This is a genomic window from Luteococcus sediminum, assembly GCF_054783495.1.
The window spans coordinates 1-19,495 of record NZ_BAAGQL010000011.1 but is presented as its reverse complement, the minus strand read 5'-3'; the positions used below and the strand labels follow the sequence as shown (position 1 = coordinate 19,495).

Here is a 19,495-nt window from a genome sequence, read left to right as displayed (position 1 = left end):
CCATGAAACCGGACACTGCGCTGATCACGGGAGCGACGCGCGGCATCGGCCGTGCCGTCGCGATTCGCCTGGCGCGCGATGGGTATGACATCGGCTACTGCTACGCCCGAGACGATGAGGCGGCCGCTGGCCTGGACAGGGAGATTCATGCTTTAGGTCGGAAGTCCTGCGGGTTCACCGCCGATGTGGCCGATCGTGACGCGGTGCGGGAACTGGTCGAGACCGTGGAGGACGCGCTAGGTCCCGTGACTGCCGTCGTGGCGTCGGCAGCCACGCTGCGAGACAAGCCGGTCGCGCTGATGAAGGCCGAGGACTGGGACCGTGTGCTGCGCGTGGACCTAGGAGGTGTCCACCATGTCTGCCAAGCAGCGCTGGACACGATGATGCGACGACGTCGCGGCAGCATCGTCACGATGTCGTCGCTTGCTGGTCTGCGCGGGAACGCCGGCCAGGCCAACTACGCCGCTGCGAAGGCCGGCATCATCGGGTACACGAAGAGCCTGGCTCAGGAAACGGGCCGCTACGGGATCCGTGCGAACGTCGTCGCACCGGGTTTCATCGCGACAGACCTCGTGGAGGGTCTGCCTCAGCACCTGCTCGACCAGGTGCGAGAGCGAACCGCGCTCCGGCGCCTCGGCACCCCCGGCGAGATTGCCGACGTCATCGCTTTCCTGCTCTCGGACCAGGCGTCATTCATGACGGGCGAAGTGCTCACCGTCGACGGCGGGATGCAGTGAGCCGACGATGACCGATTCCTCCCACACCAGCGTGTCCCCAGTAGCCCCCGCTCCTGACGGTCTACCCACAAGGAACGTTCTCGCCTTCATCGCTATCGCTCAGCTTGTCATATCCCTCGACATCATGTTGGTGAGCATCGCTCTCCCCACGGTTCAGGTTGAGCTGGGCATGGCCGACAATCAACGCCAGTGGGTGATGGCCGGGTACTCCATGACCTATGGGGCGCTCGTGCTGGTCGGTGGACGGCTGTGCGACTTGATGGGGCAGCGCCGCGCGTTCATTCTCGGACTTGTCGCTTTTGGGCTCGCGTCCTTGCTAGCGGCCACCGCGAGGTCCTCGGATGCTCTGATCGCCGCTCGCGTGGCGCAGGGCGTCTCGGGAGCCATTCTCTCTCCGGCTGCGCTCTCAATCGTCAACATCCTGTTTGTCGAGCCTCGGGCGCGTGCACGAGCGCTCGGCATCTACAGCGCGGTCGGGTCCAGCGGCATGCTGCTCGGCTTCGTGCTCGGCGGAACCATCACCCAGTACCTTGGCTGGCGCTGGGTCTTTTACCTGACGGTGGCCGCCGTTGCCATCGCGCTCACCGGGGCGCTGAACGTCGTCCCGCAGATCCCGCGCCACGGAGAGAAGCACTTCGACCTGCCTGGCGCAGTCCTGTCTGCGGGCCTGCTCACGGCGATCGTCGTGCTGGCTTCACAGGTGCAGACCCGCGGACTCACTGATACCGTCGTGCTCGCGCTCGCTGCCGGTCTCCTGGTACTGGCCGCCCTGGTCTGGGTGGAGAGGCGAGCTGCTGTTCCTCTTCTGCCGCCGGAGCTGTTTGCGGCCCGCCACCGGGTGGGCGCCTATATCGCCAATCTGAGCGGGGTGATGGGGATGTTCGGCCTGATGCTCCTGCTCACCTATTATCTGCAGGAGCTGAGGCATCTCGGGCCCATTCGCGCGGGCGTGGGCTTCCTCCCGCTCGTCTTTTTCCTAGCCATCGGAGCCACACAGATCGCCGGTCGCTTCGAGAAGGCCCCCGCAGGTCCAACCATTGCTGGCGGCTACGGGTTGGCGACTGTCGCCGTCCTCGTCATGACTCGTCTCCAGGGCACGTCCGCGGACAACCTTCTGCTCCTGAGCGCTGCGGCACTGCTAGGCCTCGGGCTCGGCATGGCCTTCACGACTTGCACAGCGCAGGCAACGGGTGGGGTGGACCCGGCCTACGCCGGAGTCGCCTCGGCAATGCTCGGCGTCGTGCAGATGATCGGCGCTGCCCTGGGTTCTGTGGTGCTCAACGGCGTCAGCGTCACCGCTACCCGCGCCTACCTGGCGCGCCACCCTGGTGTCCCCGCCACCAGCCACGAGGCGGTTCTAGCAGGTTATGTCCACGCCCAGTACTGGGCAGCCGGACTGCTGGTGGTCGGCATCATCTCTTCACTTCTGCTCATCCGCTCCGGATGGAAACCGCCCTCGGTACACCCGGAGACACCAGGCGCAATTGCCTCGTCCGCGGACGCTCTTAAGAGTCCTTGAGGCCCACCAAGAAGGAGAATCATGACTTCACCAACCAGCCGCGTGCCGGCCAGCAAGACAGAGGACTTGGTGATCGACGCCAAGGGCCTGGTCAAGACCTTTGGTAAGACGAGAGCCCTCGACGGGTTTGACCTGTCGGTGCGCCAAGGCGAGGTGCACGGCTTCCTGGGACCGAATGGAGCGGGCAAGTCCACTACCATCCGGGCGCTTCTTGGTCAACTGCGTCTGAGCGACGGACGGGCCTCCATCTTCGGTCAGGACTGCTGGCGGCAGGCGGTGGAGATCCATCGCAGGCTCGCTTACGTCCCAGGAGATGTAGCGCTTTGGGACAGCCTCTCGGGCGGAGAGTGCATTGACATACTGATCCGCCTGCAGGGGGGAGCTGATCAGAAGCGCCGTAACGAGCTCATCGAGAAGTTCGACCTGGACCCCACGAAGCGGACCCGGACCTACTCCAAGGGCAACCGCCAGAAGGTGGCCCTGGTCGCGGCGCTGAGCAAGAATGCCGACCTGCTGCTGCTGGACGAGCCCACCTCCGGTCTGGACCCGCTTATGGAGGACGTTTTCCAGCAGTGCATCCTGGAGGCCAGGAATCAAGGAAGCACGGTGCTTTTGTCCAGCCACATCCTCTCTGAGGTCGAGAGGCTGTGCGACCGCGTCACCATCATCCGCCGCGGGGTCTGCGTCGCCACCGGCTCGCTCGCAGACCTGCGCTCCTCGACGAGCACCATGGTCGCCGCCATTACGGAGCGCCAGCCGGAGGGCTTGAAGGAGCTCCGCAGCCTCTCGGGGCTGGACGAGAGTCAGCAGGACGACGGGCACCACGTGCGTTTCCACATCGGCCAGGATGACCTGGGAGGCGCCATGGCCACGCTCACCCCAGCTGGGGTACGGACGCTGACCGTCGAGCCTCCCAGCCTGAACGACATCTTCCTCTCCGCCTACGAGGACGACGGTGAGATGCCCACGAGCATGTCCAGCGGAAAGGGTCGGGCATGAAGGGCACCTGGCGCATCCTGCGCCTGATCTGGCGCACCTCGCTGGTGAGCATCCTGGGAGCCGTCGTCACACTTACCACGCTGCTCACTGCGACGGCACTGTCGGTCAACCGGCTCTACCCCGATGATCGCACCCGCAAGAGCTACGAGGTGATCGTCAATAGCTCACCCGCCACCGTCATCTTCCAGGGACGTGGCTACGATATCGGCACCGGCGGCGGGATCCTCGCCCAGCAGATGGCGATCCTGACGCTCACGCTCTTTCCTATGGTCATGGTCTGGACCGGTGTCCGGTTCACCCGCGGCATGGAAGACAAGAACTACTTCGACGTCATCACCTCCGGCACTGTCGGGCGAGTGGCCCCCGTTGCGGCTGGCTTGCTGGCCTCCCTCTCCGTGGCAGTGACAACAGCGCTGGCGTGCTTCATCGCCTTGGCCGTGCTGGACTATGACAAGGTTGGATCGGCTCGCTACGCGATCCTTCTCGCCTGCGCGATGATGGCCGCGGCCGCGGCCGGCACCACAAGCAGTCAGATCTTCCGCCACAGCCGCGAGGCTCTGTTGACTGGTTTCGCCATCGTGCTGGCCTTCTTCCTGCTGCGCGCCTGGATCGACCTGAAGAACTACTCCCAGGTATGGAGCAACCCGGCCTCGTGGCTCGCGGAGGCCCGTCCCTTCTCTTCCAGCCCGGTCTGGTGGCCTCTCCTCTCCTACCTCGCCCTGCTGCTGGTGCTCACGGGCGTGACTCTCTTCCTCGCTACCCGGCGAGACCTCGGTGGTGGCATCATCGCGCCACTCGAGGGTCCAGCGGCCGCCTCGCCGCTGCTGAGTAACCCCGTGGCGCTGCTGGTCCGGCTCACCTACCGCACCGCCCTAGCCGTAGCCGTGGGAGGCGGCGTCGTGGCATTCGTCTTCGGCCTGTTCGCAAAGCAGATGTCCGGCCAGGGACAACTTGACGCCCGACTTGTGCTCATCATTCAGCTCGATGTCCTGTTCGCCTCGGCCGCCGGCGTCCTCGCTGCCTCGACCATGGCAGAGGAGGAACGATCGGGGCGTGTCGGTCGAGTCTTGGCCGAGCCAGTCGGCCGTACCAGCTGGAGCCTCACCGGTTTGGGTGTGTCGCTCGCCTGGTCCCTGGCTGTGTTGCTGGTGTGTGCCGCCCTCACCGGCGCTGGCTTGTCGCTGTCCTACCGTGACTGGTCTCGCCTTGCTCAGTCTCTGAGCGACGCGGGGGCATATGTCGCCCCAGTCGTCTTCCTCACGTGTCTCGCGATGCTGCTTGGTGCGCTGCGCCCCCGTCTGGTCCTGCCCACCTGGCTGCTGGTCGCCTGGGCCGCGATCGTCACCCTGCGTGCCGACATGCTGCGACTGGGCTCGGCCGCGCGCCACTTCTCACCGCTGGAGTGGATGGGCCACGTCCCGCTCGCAGCGTGGGATACCCGTGCTGCCGCCGTCATGGCCGTTCTCAGTCTGCTGATGGCCGCGGCAGCACTGCTGATCTTCCGACGCCGCAGCCTCGTCGCTGGGTAGCCACCTTCCATCGTCACCCGATTGTCACAAGCCTTGGAGATCGTCATGAATTCACGCCCCGACCCGTCGATCGCTGTCGTCGGCATGTCATGCCGCTACGCCGGCGTCCAAAGCCCGCAGGAACTGTGGGAGCTCTTGATGCGCCGCGAATGCACCACCACGCCAGTGCCGGGAGATCGTTGGGATACCACCCAGCCTCTGGACCCTGACCTCGATGTTCTTGGTGTGGGGAGTTTCCTGCCCGACGTGACAGGCTTCGACGCGACCTTCTTCCGGATGTCTCCGCGTGAAGCTGACAACGTCGACCCCCAGCAGCGGCTCGCTCTGGAACTGGCGTGGCAGGCGCTCGAGGATGCTGGCATCGTGGCGAAGTCCCTGCGGGACAGCCGCGTCGGGGTGTACTTCGGCGCGGGTGGGATCGACTACGAGCACATCGGGTGGGATGTTGGGGCCCCCGTCAACCAGCACACGGCTCCAGGCCTCGCCCTGGACATGATGGCCGAGCGAATCTCCTACTTCATGGGTCTACGGGGCCCCAGCCTCACGGTGCAGACGGGGTGCTCCTCGGGCCTGGTCGCGCTGCACCTCGCCTGCCAGGCGCTCGCCGCAAGGGAGATCGAGGCGGCGATCGTGGGCGGCATCAATCTGATCCTCGATCCCTGGGGGTTCCGCAACCTTGGCCACTTCGGCGCCTTGTCCGCAGACGGTGTCTGCCGCCCGTACAGCGCCCTGGCCAACGGCTTCGTACGCGGTGAGGGCGGTGGGGTGGTGCTGCTCAAGCGGGCCGATGAGGTCGCACCCGGCGAGCCCTGCCACGGCCTCATCGTCGCAACAGGAGTGAACAATGACGGTGGCGGCGACTCCATCGCCGCCCCCAGCCCAGAGGGCCAGGCTGCCCTGTACCGCACCATCTACTCCGCGCACCCGGAGCTCCTTGATCGCCTCTGCTACGTCGAGGGCCACGGAACCGGTACAAAGGTGGGCGATCCGGCGGAGCTGAAGGCTCTGGGTGCTGAAGTGGCGACCCGGCGCTCTGAAAGCTCCCCGCTCCCGGTGGGTTCGCTCAAGGGCAACATCGGTCATCTTGAGGCTGGTTCCGGTATTGCGGGGTTGGTGAAGTGCCTAGCTTCCCTGGAGCGCGGTCAGGTGCCACCGACACTCACGACAGCGGAGCTCAATCCTGCAATCGACTTCGCCGCCCTGAACGTGCGCGTCCTGCAGGAGCCCTTCGAGCTGCCCACGAACGAACCGGCCTACCTGGGAATCAACAGTTTTGGCTGGGGTGGTACCAACGCCCACGTCGTGGTGCGTTCTGCGGACAGGGCGCGCGTCATCAGTGCTGCGCCGACCTCGACTGGCCCAATAGTTCTTCCTATCTCCGCCCACTGCGACGAGGCGCTGCGGACCCGCGCGAGGGACCTGGCTGAGACTGTCGCGAGCCGTCCTGACGATCTCGCCAGGATCGCCTCGACCCTGGCCTGGCACCGTGACGCCTTACTCGACAGAACGACGGTGATCGCCACGTCGGCATCCGACGCAGCGGACAAGCTGACAGCATTCGCCGAGGCCCAGGATGACATCGCTGACGTCATGACGGGTCGCGCAGCCGAGGTAGGTCGCACCTGCTTCGTATTCCCTGGGCAGGGCTCCCAGTGGCGTGGAATGGGCGTCGACCTCATGAGCGAAAGCGCCGTCTTTGCCCAGACGATGGACGAGTGTGCTGCTGCCCTCCTGCCCGAAGTTGACTGGGACCTGCGGGAGGCGCTAAGAGGCCAGATCGAGCTGGACTGGGAGGCGCCAGAGGTCGTGCAGCCGATCTTGTGGGCGATGGCGCTGGGCATCTTCCGGCTGTGGCGACAGGCGGGCATCTGCCCAGACGTTGTCGTCGGCCACAGCCAGGGTGAGATCGCAGCGGCGACCGCTGCCGGCATCCTCACCGTCGAGGACGGTGCAAAGGTGGTCGCACGCCGCGCCAAGATTCTCAAGTGTCTGACCGGCAAGGGCCACATGCTGTTCGTGGGTGCTAGCGCCGAAGAGACCCAGAAGCAGCTAGTCGGCTTCGAGTCGAGCATCTCCGTTGCAGTCATCAATAGTCCCACGAGCTGCGTCGTCTCTGGCGAGAAGGACTCGGTCCTAGTGCTCAAGGAGCTGCTCGATATCGACGGGATTTACTGCAAGCTGGTCAAGGTGAACTACGCCTCCCACAGCCCACAGGTGGATGCGGTCGTCGACGACATCACTGCAGCGCTGGCCGACATCTCGCCGCGACCGGCTCAGATCCCGATGGTTTCGACCGTGACGGCTACGCCGGTCTCTGGCCCGGAACTCGACGGTGCCTACTGGACCGCGAACCTGCGCAGCCCGGTCCGTTTCGGCGAAACCATGGCAGCGCAGATGCGCAACGGCGTGACCCATGTGATCGAGGTCTCGTCTCATCCGCTGCTACGCCAGCCGCTCGAGGAGGTAACGGAGACTCAGGAGCAGAGCGCCGTCATCCTGACCAGCATGGAGCGCGAGGCGGGCCAGCTGCGCGACGTGCTCGCCGCCCACTGCCAGGCGTGGACGCGTGGTCTGCCGGCGCTGGGACTCGTGCAGGACCTCGGTGCCACGTCACTCCCCGTCTATCCGTGGCGCCGAGAGCATCGCTGGTTGCACGGTTCCGGCCGGGTTAACACGACTGACGCTCCCATGCTGCCATCGCGCACAGAGCAAGGGACCTGGGTGGGCCGACCCCAGCTGACTGAGGCCGCCATGCCTTGGGTCCGAGATCACCAGGTGACGGGCACGGTCGTCATGCCAGGCACAGGAATCATCGACATCGCGTTGCGGGGCAGCATCGAGCGCATGGAGCAGCGCCACACCATGCTTCGACAGATCGAGTTCCTGTCTGACCTCACCTTCGGTGAGGAACCGATCGTCGCCGAGGTGGCGTGGCGCGAGGAGGATGCCGGTTGCGCCGCATTTGAGCTCTCCGAATACGACGCACTGAGCGGAGCCTGGGGAACCGTGAGCCGCTGCCGTCTCTCCAACGAGGGACCGGAGGAGCTCATTGACTTCCCGGAGTGGATGACCGAGCTCGCTCCGATGGAGCCAGCCGAGGTGTACCAGCGCGCCGCAGATCGCGGCATCGAGTACGGGCCGACCTTCCGTGCCATCCAGAAGCTGTGGCACGTGGGCTCGGAGTCGCTGGCACTTTGCACCGTACCGCCAGATACTCCGCTGCAAGCCTTCGCTCACCGGCTCCACCCTGCCCTCATGGACTCGACGCTGCAGGCGGCACTCCCGGCTGTCACTCACGACGGACCTGTGGTTCCTGTAGCCATCGATGCCCTGTACCTCTCGCCTGAGATCGGGCTCCACCCCATCACAACGGTGTTCTCCTACGCCCGCGTCGAGGGTGATCTCATCGACATCGACATCTACGACGAGAACCGCCAGGTAATCAGCCAGGTCCGCGGGCTGCGGATGCAGGTGCTCGACGGCGGCAGTTCCACGACGCTCGACAAGGCTTTCCGCATATCGTGGGAAGCAACGCCCCTGCCCGAGACCACGGTGGAGGACGAGGTCGCCGTCGTGGACACCCCCGCTTCGGCGGCTCGCGCAGCCGCGCTTCGCGATGCTTTGTCAGCGCAGGGAACCAGCGTCGTCGATGCGTCGGCAGCGTCGATCGTCGTGTTCATCGCGCCAGATCGCGAGGCCGGAGTCGAGAGTCAGCGCGACGCTCTGACTCGACTTGCCGAGGTTGTCCGCGCCGCTTCCACACAGGCGCCTGCTCCGCACCTGGTGGTCATCACGGCAGACGCGCAGGCGGATGCGGAGCCTGACGCTGGCGCCGCGCTGTTCTGGGGATTCTCCCGAGTGATCCGCAACGAGTACTCGGAGCTCTCCGTTCGGATCGTTGACGTCGCGGCCGGTGCAGACGGAATCAGTCAGGTCGTGGCAGAGATCATGCACGGTGGTCCAGAGGACGAGGTCCGCTGGGTCGACGACGAGCGTCAGGCCGCGGTGATCTGCGACGCCCACCTGGTGGACCAGGCCGAGCACCCCGGCTGGCAGGACTGGGCGACCCGGCGTGAGCCGTTCCAACTCGTGACCGACCGCGTCGGTAGGTGGGACGGACTGAAGTTCCGCACCATGCGCCGTCGGGCGCTGGCACCCCACGAGGTGGAGGTGGAGATGCAGGCTTCCGCGCTCAACTTCGCTGACGTTCTCAAGGCCATGGGCCGCTACCCCGGCGAGGACAGGAAGGTTCTGGCTCTGGGGCTGGATGCAGCCGGTGTCGTGGCCCGCGTCGGAGCGGAGGTTACGCCGTCCCTCGTGGGCAGGCGAGTGATCACCTGCGCGGGTGAAGGAGCGTTCTCTTCCCATCTCATCGTGCCGGTTGAGCATGTGCACCAGATCCCGGAGGGAATGAGCTTCGAGGAGGCGGCGTCGCTACCCATGGTCATGGTCACGGCCTGGGAGTCACTGGTACGCGTGGGGCAGCTGTCAGAGGGAGAGACAGTGTTGATCCACTCCGCCGCAGGAGGACTTGGGCTGGCGGCGATTGAGATCGCCTTTTCCCGTGGCGCCACCGTCATCGCCACAGCGAGCACCCCCGAGAAGCGAGAGTACCTGCGCAGTCGAGGGGTGGGGTACGTCTTCCAGTCCCGCAACCTGGAGTGGGTCGAGCCGGTTCGCGAGCTGACCGGCGGTCGCGGAGTTGACGTGATCCTCAATTCGCTGACTGGTCGCGCCATCGATGAGGGCATGGCACTTCTGGCTGACGGCGGACGCTTTGTGGAGGTCGGCAAGAAGGACATCTACTCCGACCGTTCCATCAGCATGGGCCTCCTGCGCCGCGGTGTTGGCCTAGCCTCCGTCGATGTAGCCCGCCTCATGTACGAGCGCCCCGTGACCTTCGCCAAGGTTTTGGCCGAGTCCTGGGAGCAGGTTCAGGCGGGCCGGATCCGTCCTCCCGCGCTGGTTCTGCGCTCCTACGCCGAGACGCCCCGGGCTCTCCGCGAAATGTCTGCCGGATCTCACGTGGGCAAGTTCGTCATCTCTGATCCGGCAACGGTGAACGTCCTGGAGCCCAACCCCCTGCACGAGGGCCGACTGCGGGCTGATGGCTGCTACGTCATCTCCGGCGGACTGGGAGCCCTGGCGCTCTCGCTCGGCCGCGAGATGGCCCAGCGGGGGGCAGGACACATCGCCCTTCTGGCAAGGAGAGGGCCGACTCCGGACGAGCAGTCGCGCATCGATGAGATCACCGCCGCGGGGGCAACTGTCTACCTTCGGCAGGCGGACATCACCGACGAGGCAGCGGTGCGCCGCGCATGGCAGGGGCTTCCGCCTGTGCGTGGCATTGTGCACACGGCCGGCATCCTAGAGGACGCAACCATTCAGAACGTCACCCCTCAGCAGATCGCGCGTGTGCTCGATCCGAAGGTTCTCGGCGCGGAGGTACTGGACCGAGTCAGCCAGGATGAGCCGCTGGAGATGTTCGTCCTCTTCTCCTCCGCAGCCGGCATGCTGGGCAACCCTGGGCAGGGTGCCTATGCGGCGGCCAACACCTATCTGGACGCCCTCGCACGACGTCGCCGCAGCAGAGGTTTTGCGGCCCTGAGCGTCGCCTGGGGCGCCTTTGACAAGATCGGTCTGGCCGCAGCCGATGCCATTCGTGGTGCGCGTCTGTCATCCTTCGGCATGCTGAGCTTCGAGCCAACGGAAGGATGGGAGGCGCTGTTCTCCTTCCTCGAAAAGGGGGAGTCAGAGGTCGCCTTTGCCCCGCTGGACCGGGAGCAATTCTTCATCTCCTACCCGCAGCGCGCACAGCTGCACACGATGTCCTCTCTCGCGGACTTCGGCGGCCATAGCGGAGGCTCCGGTGGGCGCGTCGCGGAGAAACTGCTTGCCCTCGGCGAGGACGAGCGCGTGGCTGCGGCAGCTGAAGAGGTCAGGCGTCTGGTGGGGCAGGTTCTACAACTTGACCCCGCTCAGGCTGGCGATGACATTCCCTTCAAATCTCTCGGACTGGACTCGCTGATGGGCATCGAATTGCGCAACCGGCTCGAGAGCGCCTTCGGCATGCCCTTGCCTGCCACCCTGCTCTGGACCTACTCGACCACCAAGAAGCTGGCCGAGGAGTTGGTCGCGCGAGTGACCGCAGCCCATGAGGCTGAGACCGTCGAGGCGGTCAACGCATGAGCGGGGCGGAAACCGCGGCTGATCCGGCAGCGGTCGCCATGCAGCGGACGCTGAAGGTGATCCAGGCGCTCAAGGAGCGGATCCGTGTGCTCGAGGCGCCAGCTACTGCTGACATCGTCGGCCTCTCGTGGCGCCTGCCTGGCCACGACGACAGCGGTCTTCCGCTGACCTCGGGGAGAGCTCTGTGGGAGTTCTTCGCAGCGGGCCGGGATGCGTTCGGGCCACTTCCCGAGGAGCGGATGGGGCCCTTCGCCAGCGTGTGGAACGAACTTCCCGATCGGGGCGCCTATCTGCACGACGTGTTCGCCTTCGACCCGACCGCCTTCGAGTGCACGCCGGAGCAGGCGGTCGGGATGGACCCACGCCATCGGCAGCTCCTCATGGTCTGCCGGGAGGCGATGGCTCGTGCCGGGTTGCCTCAGGACGGGCAGAACAGTGAAGCAGCTGGCCTCTTCGTGGCGGGTCTTGAGGACGACTACCAACAGTGGTGCCCTGGAGACATCGACTTCGCCTGGGCCAGCGGCAACGGCAGCTCCATCGCCATGGCACGACTCGCATACTCGCTCGGGATCAGCGGACCGGCCTACTGCGTGGATGCGGCCTGCGCCTCGTCGCTCGTGGCCCTCCATACGGCGAGGTTGGCCCTGACACGCCATGAGATCGACGTGGCGGTGGTGGCCGCGGTTAACATCGTGCTGTCACCCAGGGCTCACATTGAGCACCGGATCGCTGGCACTCTGTCAGAACAGGGGAACACGGCCTCCTACTCGGCCAGCGCAGACGGATTCGTGCGGGGCGATGCATGCGTCGCCCTGGTTCTGCGACGGGAGGGGGAGTCGACAGAAGGTGTGATGGGCACGATCCTGGGGGCAGCCGTGAACAACAACGGCCGTGCCACTGGACTGGGAGCTCCCAACATCCTTGTCGAAGCGAACCTGATCCGCGCAGCCCTCGCCGACGCTGCCGTCTCATCGAAAGAACTGTCTCTGATCGAAGGACATGGGACAGGCACCCAGATCGGCGACGCGGTGGAGGTCGAGACTTACACGATGGCCCTGGCCGACCGTGACCAGCCCGTGTGGCTCGGCTCGGCAAAGTCCAATCTTGGCCATGCTGAAAGTGCCGCCGGATTGGTAGGGGTGGTCAAGGCGCTGCTCAGCATGCGTCATCGCGAGGTGGCACCCTTGGCGGGATTTACCCATCCCAACGACATGATCGATGTGGACCGCTGCGGAGTGAGGTTCCCCGCCAGGGTTGAGCATCTGCCCTCAGTCAAAGGGCTGACAGCACTGGTCACCAGTTTCGGCGCCGTCGGAACGAACGCAGCAATTGTCCTTCGCGAGGGCGCTGGGCTGGAAGCCATCGACGCAAATGTCGTAGGTCCCTGGAAGCTGGCGGACTACCGGCCCTAGATGGTTCGGGTGACGGGGAATTTTCACACCATCTAGCCCTCGTCAGGCCCCGCCGCCGTCAGGCCGCGTCAGGCCGGAGGTGGCAAAGCACCTCGCCAGCCTCGACGATGGCCCCCTTCTGAAGGAGAAACTCGGTCACCACGCCCGCCTGCTCCGCCACGATCTCCACCGTGGACTTTGCGGTCTCCGCCTCGGCGAGTGCATCTCCTCGCTCCACATGTGCGCCCGCGTCAACGAAGACGGCGGTCAGCAGGGCCTCGTCCAGGCCTTGCCCAAAGTGTGGAATCAGGACGTCGACAGCGTTGCTCATCGTGTCATCTCCTCAATTGCGTCAATGATGCTTCGAACCGACAGCAGGTAGTCGTCGGCCTTGTCCGCTGGTGGGTATGCGACGGAGGGCGGGGCCAGCCGATGCGGTGCCCCGCGAAGGTCGGGGAAGCACATCTCGGCGGCACTGGCCGCGACCTCGGCACCGATGCCGTATTCCATGCTGCTCTCATGGACCACGAGCAGCGCTCCGGTCTTGCGGATCGATTCCGCAACCGTCGCCATGTCCAGTGGCGAGAGCCACCGCAGGTCCACCACTTCGACAGAAACCCTGTCAGCAACCTCGCAGGCGGCACGCAACACGTCATTGGTGATGGCTCCGTAGCAGGCAACGGTGAGGTCAGAGCCCGTCCGGACGACGCGGGCAGCAGTGGCCGAGGAGCGGGGGTTATCCTCGCGCGCCTCCACGCGCGTCCTGTGGTAAAGCCGGATTGGCTCGTAGATGACGGTGGGGCCACCCGTGGCTACCGCGTGGCGCAGAACCTCCTCATAATCCTGGCCGGTCGAGGGGCAAGCCACAGCCAGGCCGGCGACTCGCGCGAAAAGCGCCTCATTGCACTCGGAATGATGTTCGACGGCCCTGGTCCCCGCGCCGCTCGGAATGCGGATGACGACATTGGCGTCGGCTCGACCCTCCCACCGCTGCGCCATCCGAGTGGCCTGTGTGATGATTTGGCTCGCCGCCGGATAGGTGAATCCGTCGAACTGGATCTCACAGATAGGTCGCATCCCGGCCAGGGACATGCCGATGGCCTGTCCCACAATGGCGGCCTCCGACAAGATGGAGTTGCGCACCCGGGCGGCCCCGAAGCGCTGCGTCAACCCAGAGGTGACACGAAACACCCCTCCCAGCTCGCCGATGTCCTGTCCGAGCAGGACCACCTGCGGATCCGCATCCATCAGCGATGCCAGGGCGGCGTTGATTCCGGACGCGAGCGTCGCCCCATTGGTGGGTGTGATCGCTGTCATCGCGAGAACTCCTCAACCATCTGGGCACGCAGCAGCGCCGCTTCCCCGGCCACCTCGTCGAGCCAGGCGGCGTCGACCACACACTCGCCCAGGAGCCGGTCCCGGTAAGCCGGGACGGGATCTTTGTCTGCCGCCGCCGCTATCTGCTCGATGCTGCGGTATCGGTGCTGGTCGTCGCTGGAGGCGTGCCCGTGGACGCGGACGACGTGGGCTTCTAACAAGTAGGGTCCTCGGCCCGACTGAACGTGGGCGAATGCGCGGCGCGCAGCTAGCAGACTTGCTTCGGGGTCCAGACCGTCGACGCTTGCGGACGCGATTCCGAAGCCTCGCGCGCGGTCCTCCATAGAGGCTGCCATCTGCTCGTGTGTGGGTTTGGACAGAGCCCACCCGTTGTTCATCACCAGGAAGATCACGGGCGCATGCTCAACCGCGGCAAGGTTCAGCGCCTCGGAAGCCTCCCCCTCGCTCGTGGCACCATCGCCCAGACAGATCACCACGGTCGTCGGATCGCCGAGGAGCCGTCGGCCCAGTGCGTATCCGACGCCGTGGTGACACTGCGCAGCCAGGACCAGTGTGTAGGGAAAGAAGCGGTGCTTGACCGCGTCCCAGCCGCTGAAGTTCCGCCCGGCCCACACGCCGCACACGTCCGTTGGACAGATCCCGCGGGTGAACGCGAGAGCGTGCTCACGAAAGCTGGGAACGATCGTGGCCTTTTCGAATGCGAGTGCAGCAGCTACCTGGATCGGCTCTTGCCCGCGGCACGACAGCCACAGATCCAGCCTCGACATCGCTGCCAGGGCTATTGCCTCGTCGTCGAGTGCGCGGCTGAGCAGCATCGAGCGCAGGAGCGCCTGACGATCCCCATCGGTGAGTCTCTCAACAGGTGTGGACATCATCACAGACACGTCTTTCCCTTCCTGGAACCGGGTGACCCATAGCGAGGAGCCGCAGCATGGAAGGCCGTCACGATCAGGGCATCGTCGGCGTACCACCGACCACTCAGCTGCATCAATCGCGGTGCCGTCATCGACGATCCCTCTATGTGACGGGCGTCCAGGACGCCGTCGGGTCGGACCGTGACCTGGAGAGCGAGAAAGTCGATGGGGGCGGGGGACAAGAAGTAGAGGGCCTTGTATGCAGCCTCTTTCGCGCTGAAAAGGAGCTTGTCCGCGCACACTTGGGTAAGCGGTGGCAGCTGCTGGATCTCTGGAGCTGAGGCGATCATCTCCAGCAGGCCACTGGCGAGCGGTTCGTTGGGTTCAGCATCGATACCGAGGCATCGCGTCGTACTGGTAGAAGCGAGAGCAGCCCCAGCGAAGCCCACGCAGTGAGTCATGCTGCCGACGACGCCGGCTGGCCAGACAGGAGCGCCGTGGCTGTCGTGGAGGACTGGGACAGCGGGCTCCCCGAGCCGAGCCAAACAGGTGCGGGCACAGGCACGTACGGCCGCGAACTCGCGCCGCCGGCGGGAGACTGCGCGATGGACCAGACGGGCCTCACTGGGGAAGAGTGCCGTTTCGCCGACGAACGTGCCCCGGATCTCTGACGAGGCGACCGAGGCAGGCAGGACGGCCGCGAGCAGCGCCCCGCTCACGCTAGCTCGTTGCGATAGAGGGTGAAGTAGTCGGGAAGCCCCTGCTCCACGGATGTCCGGGCCATTCTGCCGATTTCGTCAAAATTGACGACGGAGATGGCATGGCTAGGGGGCACCAAGTTGCCAGCCTCAAACCAGTCTCGCATCGCTGCGGAGGAATGCCGGTGCCACACATGCGTGTGCAGGTGCACATGGCGTTGGATGCACTCACTCCCACGCAGGTGGGACACTCGCATCCCCGCTTTCCACCCGCACGTGGCCAGCACACCTTCGCGGGCCAGAGCCCCGAGGGTCACGGGATAGAGCGCCTCTCCAATATTGTCCAGGACGATCGCCGCGCCGCTGCCATCGCTCAGTTCGGCGACAGCAGCGAGGAAGGCGCGGCGGGACTCCTGGTGGCGCGCGTGCGCGCCCGGTTGAGACGAGGTGCGACGGGGCACGTTCAGATGGGGGAAGGCACGACGGTCTACCGGGGTTATCCCCAGTGATGTGATCAGCTCAAGCCGTACGTCGGAGCTGGCAGTCATGGCTGTGCGATAGCCGTGCTGCTGGGCGATCTGCAGGAAGATCAGGGCAACGCCGCCGCCCCACGCAAAGATCAGTTCCTGGGACGGGTCGTGGTCTGGGGCCTGCAGCTGCAAGATGGTCTGGGCCCTCCGCCACAGGTCCAGGGCGGTGAACAACCTGCCGTAGGTGGCCCACTGCTCCAGGGTGTGCCGTGTTCCGGGCGGGATGGGCAGCAGCAGTTCGGCGGGGAGGTGTGTTTCTCGGGCCAGGAGACCCAGCGTTCCCGGACAGTCGTAGGCGTGCACCAGTTCTGCGAAACCATGCCGGTCGGTGACCCCGAATGGCATCAGCATGCAGACATCCCCGGGAGCCAGGTTGCTGCGTTCACAGCCCGGGCCAAGTTCGTCGACGCGCACCACTCCCAGATTTCCCAGCACGATCTCGTCCTCCTCACGGGTGGAACAGACATCGATCGGTGATCGCGTGACCGCGTGGTCGATATTCGCTTCCCACGCCCCCAGGAGCGGCGTGGCCACGACCTCGCCGCTCCTGAGCGGCGGAAGCTCGTACTGGGTTCTCACTAGAGCATCGGCGGGATGAGCCAGAGGGCCAGTGAGGAAACCTGACCTCAGGACCCAGGCGTCAGTGGGGGTCATCGCGGCACTGCCCTGTCGGCCGCAGCACCACTCTGATCCACCGTCGCGGCCTCCGCGAGGTGGACCTCGTAGTTTGTACTCGCCGATCCCCACGTCTCACCGGCGCCGTAAGACAACGCGGCGAGTCTGCCCTGCGGGGGAATCTCCCCATCGCAGAGCGCTAGGTACATGGCGAGCGGAATGGACGCCGAGGACGTGTTTCCCATCATCGCGATCCGGTCGATGAAAGGGATGTTGACCCCAGCGCCCCGTTGAGTAGCCGTGAGAATGCGACCATTCGCCTGATGCGGGATGATCGCTGTGGGCCGCGGAGTGTCCTGAGCGGCCGCTTGGGCGAGCTCCTGCATGCGAGTGACGGCGTGATCGAAGACCTCCATGCCGTCGAGTTCGATCCCGCTGCCACGATCTCTCATCAGGTCAGCGCATGAGCCATCGGTGCCGCTGCGCGAGATGACAGGCGAGAAGTGTTCGCGGGACTCGATGAGCACTGCTGCTGCGCCATCGCCGAACAGGAAAGCTGACTTCCGGTCGGCGCGATTGGTGACCCGCGACATCGCCTCGACCGTGCAGACGATGCATGAGTCGGACTGGCCTGCGTCCACCAGGGAAGCCGCGGTCACGAGTGCGGCAACGAAACCTGAGCACGCGCTATTCATATCGAAGACCAAGGTGTCGGTGGGCAGCCCGGCTGCCGAGGCGACGAGAGCAGCCAGCGGGGGTACCCGCTGGGAACTGCTGGTACTGACGACGATGAGAGTGCAGCGACCAGGGCTGGCGCCCGCCATTACCTGATTGCACACCCTGCCTGCCGGAACATGCAGTTCGACGTCTTCTGGCCACCAGTGGCGAGACGAGATCCCGGACCGTCTCTCGATCCACTCGCGGGTGAGATCGATGGCGCCAAAGTCGGCGCTGCTGACTGGGGCCCCGGTGAGATCCGCTGCAATCGCGACGATTCCGGCAGGCATGGTCTAGCGGGTCAGAGCCGCGAAGTAGGAGACGAACCCATTCAAAGTCTCTAGGGCCATGACCTCCTGCTTGTCGGCCTTGACCTGAAACTCTCGCTCGAGCATTTGGATTATCTCCAGCCGGTCCAAGGAGTCGAGGTCCAAGTCGACCAGGGGCCGGTCCAGGTCAACCTCCGTCATGGGCAGGTCGTTCTCTCGGCAGTGCTCGAGAATGAGATTTCGGGCCTGCTCGGTCGTGATGGTCATGAGATCTCCTATGACGCTCTGGCGGTACAGACGACGGTGTGGAGGCTGCGGGTCTCGCCCGAGGCACGTGATCCCGCACCGACGACGACGAACACAGCGAGACTATCAGCGGGAAGATCAACCAGGATTGATCAAGTGCCGCTTTTTCGGCTACTCGTAGTTGAGCGTGGTGGGTCGTTGATGCAAGGGCTCGTGGCCTTGCGCTGGGATGGGTGTTGCGAAGCATTCTCCCGGACAAGGACCACGAGCTGTGATCGAGCCTACGTGCTCGCGGCGTAACGCTGCGAGCGTGATCTTCAACCTGCCCGACTACCACGTGATCGACGCGGTCGACCTGCCCTCGGGCGGTCGGCGCGTGATCGTGCATGCCGACACTGTGGCCGATGGCTGCCCTGACTGCGGGGTGATGTCGGCCCGGGTCCATGCCTGGTGTCGGCAACGCGTGAAGGACATCCCGCACGCTGGCAGCATCGAGGTCATCGTCGTGAAGCCGCGGCTGGTGTGTGCGGAGGGGGCGTGCTCGCGGCGGACGTGCACCCAAGCCACAGCAGAGTTGCCGGTGCGGGCTCGGTGCACGAGTCGGCTACGGCGGGGCCTGCTGGAGGCCGTGATCGATCACGGCCGGCCCGTCGCCGCTGTGGCCGCCAGCTTCGGGGTCGCCTGGTGGACTGCTCAGAAGACGGTGAACAGCGCGATCGACACGCTGCCCGATACCGATGCTCTGCATGTCACCCAGCTCGGGGTCGATGAGCATCGCTACCGAACAGTGCGCTGGTACCGGGACCCCGACACTGGCGGCTGGTCCCGGGTCGAGCCGTGGATGACCACGAGCGTGAACACCCGCTTCGGTCAGGTCCTCGGCGTCGTCGATGGCCGTGACAGCGCCGCTGTCGAAGGCTGGTTGACCGCCCGTAGCCAGGTCTGGCGGGACCGCGTCACAGTGGTGGCGATCGACCCCTCGGCCGCGTTCAAGAAGGCCATCACCGGCTGCCTGCCGAACGCGAAGATCGCGGTCGACCCTTTCCACCTGGTCCAGCTGGGAAACCAGTGCGTGACCCGGGTACGGCAACGCCTCGCCCACGAGGTGCACCAGCGGCGTGGCCGGAAGGTCGACCCGGCCTGGGCGCACCGGATGCTGCTGCTACGTGGCTACGACACGCTCAGCCCACGCGGACGGGCACGCCTGGAACAGGTGCTCGCCGCCGACGACCCGACCGGCGAACTGGGCGCCGCCTGGGGCGTCAAGGAAGCCCTCAGGCTGATCCTGGCCAGCCACACCATCGAGGAAGCCCGCGCCGCGAAGACCCGCTTCGACGCCTGGGTGGTCGCAGCCGACACCGACGAGACCGACCGGTTCGGAGCGACCATCACCGCCTGGTGGCCCGCCATCGAGGTGACCATCGCCACCGGCGTGACGAACGCCCGCACCGAAGCAGCGAATACCGCCATCAAGCACATCAAGCGGACCGGGCGCGGCTACCGCAACAGTGATCACTACCAAACCCGTATCCTGCTCCGCAGCGCCCACCGGGCGCGGCAACACCGCTTGACCAGCCAAGGCACCACGGCCAAGTGCGAATAGCCGATAACCGTCTGGTTCTTCGGGCTCATCGGGTTGGGGATCGGGCTCGCCATCGGCATCCACCGGAGCAAGGGACCGGCGCTCAGCGCCACCGGCACCGCCCTGCGGGACCAGACCATCGGGTTCCGGGAGTACATCGCCACCGCCGAGGCCGACCAGCTCGATTTCGAGGCGGACTCCGACATACATGATGGTAAGAGCCTTGGGGAGTCGTGACCCTGCCTCTGACTGGTGCCCTGCTGGGCTACCGACAAACTGATC

General features: G+C 65.5%; 15 protein-coding genes. 8 read left to right on the top strand and 7 right to left on the bottom strand.

Annotation, left to right across the window (positions count from 1 at the left end):
* Nucleotides 1–2: 2 nt before the first annotated feature.
* From fabG to ACYVKA_RS06330, 6 genes are all read left to right on the top strand, one after another.
* On the top strand, nucleotides 3–737 hold the full coding sequence (gene fabG, locus ACYVKA_RS06355) for a 3-oxoacyl-ACP reductase FabG (protein ID WP_394275185.1): 735 nt from the start codon (nucleotides 3–5) through the stop codon (nucleotides 735–737).
* Nucleotides 738–744: 7 nt separating this feature from the next.
* On the top strand, nucleotides 745–2,256 hold the full coding sequence (locus ACYVKA_RS06350; protein ID WP_394275184.1) for an MFS transporter: 1,512 nt from the start codon (nucleotides 745–747) through the stop codon (nucleotides 2,254–2,256).
* A gap of 69 nt (nucleotides 2,257–2,325) precedes the next feature.
* Nucleotides 2,326–3,255, top strand: a complete 930-nt coding sequence (locus ACYVKA_RS06345; RefSeq protein ID WP_460703947.1) for an ABC transporter ATP-binding protein — start codon at nucleotides 2,326–2,328, stop codon at nucleotides 3,253–3,255.
* Nucleotides 3,252–4,784: a hypothetical protein gene (locus ACYVKA_RS06340; RefSeq protein ID WP_460703937.1), complete on the top strand. Its 1,533-nt coding sequence runs from the start codon at nucleotides 3,252–3,254 to the stop codon at nucleotides 4,782–4,784. Before ACYVKA_RS06345 ends, ACYVKA_RS06340 begins: the two co-directional genes overlap by 4 nt.
* Nucleotides 4,785–4,829: 45 nt before the next feature.
* Complete coding sequence (locus ACYVKA_RS06335) at nucleotides 4,830–10,973, top strand: SDR family NAD(P)-dependent oxidoreductase (RefSeq protein ID WP_460703935.1); 6,144 nt, start codon at nucleotides 4,830–4,832, stop codon at nucleotides 10,971–10,973.
* Nucleotides 10,970–12,385 carry a beta-ketoacyl [acyl carrier protein] synthase domain-containing protein gene (locus ACYVKA_RS06330; protein ID WP_394275180.1) on the top strand — a complete coding sequence of 472 codons (1,416 nt, stop codon included), beginning with the start codon at nucleotides 10,970–10,972 and terminating at the stop codon, nucleotides 12,383–12,385. Before ACYVKA_RS06335 ends, ACYVKA_RS06330 begins: the two co-directional genes overlap by 4 nt.
* A 58-nt stretch (nucleotides 12,386–12,443) precedes the next feature.
* Here the strand turns inward: ACYVKA_RS06330 and ACYVKA_RS06325 are convergent, their stop codons facing one another.
* The 7 genes from ACYVKA_RS06325 to ACYVKA_RS06295 all read right to left on the bottom strand — a co-directional run bounded on the left by ACYVKA_RS06325 (nucleotide 12,444) and on the right by ACYVKA_RS06295 (nucleotide 17,652).
* Nucleotides 12,444–12,695, bottom strand: a complete 252-nt coding sequence (locus ACYVKA_RS06325; protein ID WP_394275179.1) for a lipoyl domain-containing protein — start codon at nucleotides 12,693–12,695, stop codon at nucleotides 12,444–12,446.
* Complete coding sequence (locus tag ACYVKA_RS06320) at nucleotides 12,692–13,681, bottom strand: alpha-ketoacid dehydrogenase subunit beta (RefSeq protein ID WP_394275178.1); 990 nt, start codon at nucleotides 13,679–13,681, stop codon at nucleotides 12,692–12,694. Before ACYVKA_RS06320 ends, ACYVKA_RS06325 begins: the two co-directional genes overlap by 4 nt.
* On the bottom strand, nucleotides 13,678–14,577 hold the full coding sequence (locus tag ACYVKA_RS06315) for a thiamine pyrophosphate-dependent dehydrogenase E1 component subunit alpha (RefSeq protein WP_394275219.1): 900 nt from the start codon (nucleotides 14,575–14,577) through the stop codon (nucleotides 13,678–13,680). The genes ACYVKA_RS06320 and ACYVKA_RS06315 overlap by 4 nt, the downstream gene beginning before the upstream one ends.
* Nucleotides 14,577–15,275, bottom strand: a complete 699-nt coding sequence (locus tag ACYVKA_RS06310; protein WP_394275177.1) for a 4'-phosphopantetheinyl transferase family protein — start codon at nucleotides 15,273–15,275, stop codon at nucleotides 14,577–14,579. Before ACYVKA_RS06310 ends, ACYVKA_RS06315 begins: the two co-directional genes overlap by 1 nt.
* Nucleotides 15,272–16,318, bottom strand: a complete 1,047-nt coding sequence (locus ACYVKA_RS06305) for a hypothetical protein (protein ID WP_394275176.1) — start codon at nucleotides 16,316–16,318, stop codon at nucleotides 15,272–15,274. Before ACYVKA_RS06305 ends, ACYVKA_RS06310 begins: the two co-directional genes overlap by 4 nt.
* 116 nt (nucleotides 16,319–16,434) lie before the next feature.
* Nucleotides 16,435–17,406 carry a 3-oxoacyl-ACP synthase III family protein gene (locus ACYVKA_RS06300; RefSeq protein WP_394275175.1) on the bottom strand — a complete coding sequence of 324 codons (972 nt, stop codon included), beginning with the start codon at nucleotides 17,404–17,406 and terminating at the stop codon, nucleotides 16,435–16,437.
* A gap of 3 nt (nucleotides 17,407–17,409) precedes the next feature.
* Entirely contained in the window at nucleotides 17,410–17,652 is a 243-nt protein-coding gene (locus ACYVKA_RS06295) for a phosphopantetheine-binding protein (RefSeq protein ID WP_460703933.1), read from the bottom strand.
* 289 nt (nucleotides 17,653–17,941) lie between these two features.
* On the opposite strand from ACYVKA_RS06295, the gene ACYVKA_RS06290 reads away from it, so the two are divergent.
* Together ACYVKA_RS06290 and ACYVKA_RS06285 are read left to right on the top strand one after the other, a co-directional pair.
* Nucleotides 17,942–19,234, top strand: a complete 1,293-nt coding sequence (locus ACYVKA_RS06290) for an ISL3 family transposase (RefSeq protein ID WP_460703931.1) — start codon at nucleotides 17,942–17,944, stop codon at nucleotides 19,232–19,234.
* 33 nt (nucleotides 19,235–19,267) lie between these two features.
* Nucleotides 19,268–19,450, top strand: coding sequence for a hypothetical protein (locus ACYVKA_RS06285; protein WP_460703929.1), 183 nt, complete (start codon nucleotides 19,268–19,270; stop codon nucleotides 19,448–19,450).
* Nucleotides 19,451–19,495 lie beyond the last annotated feature (45 nt).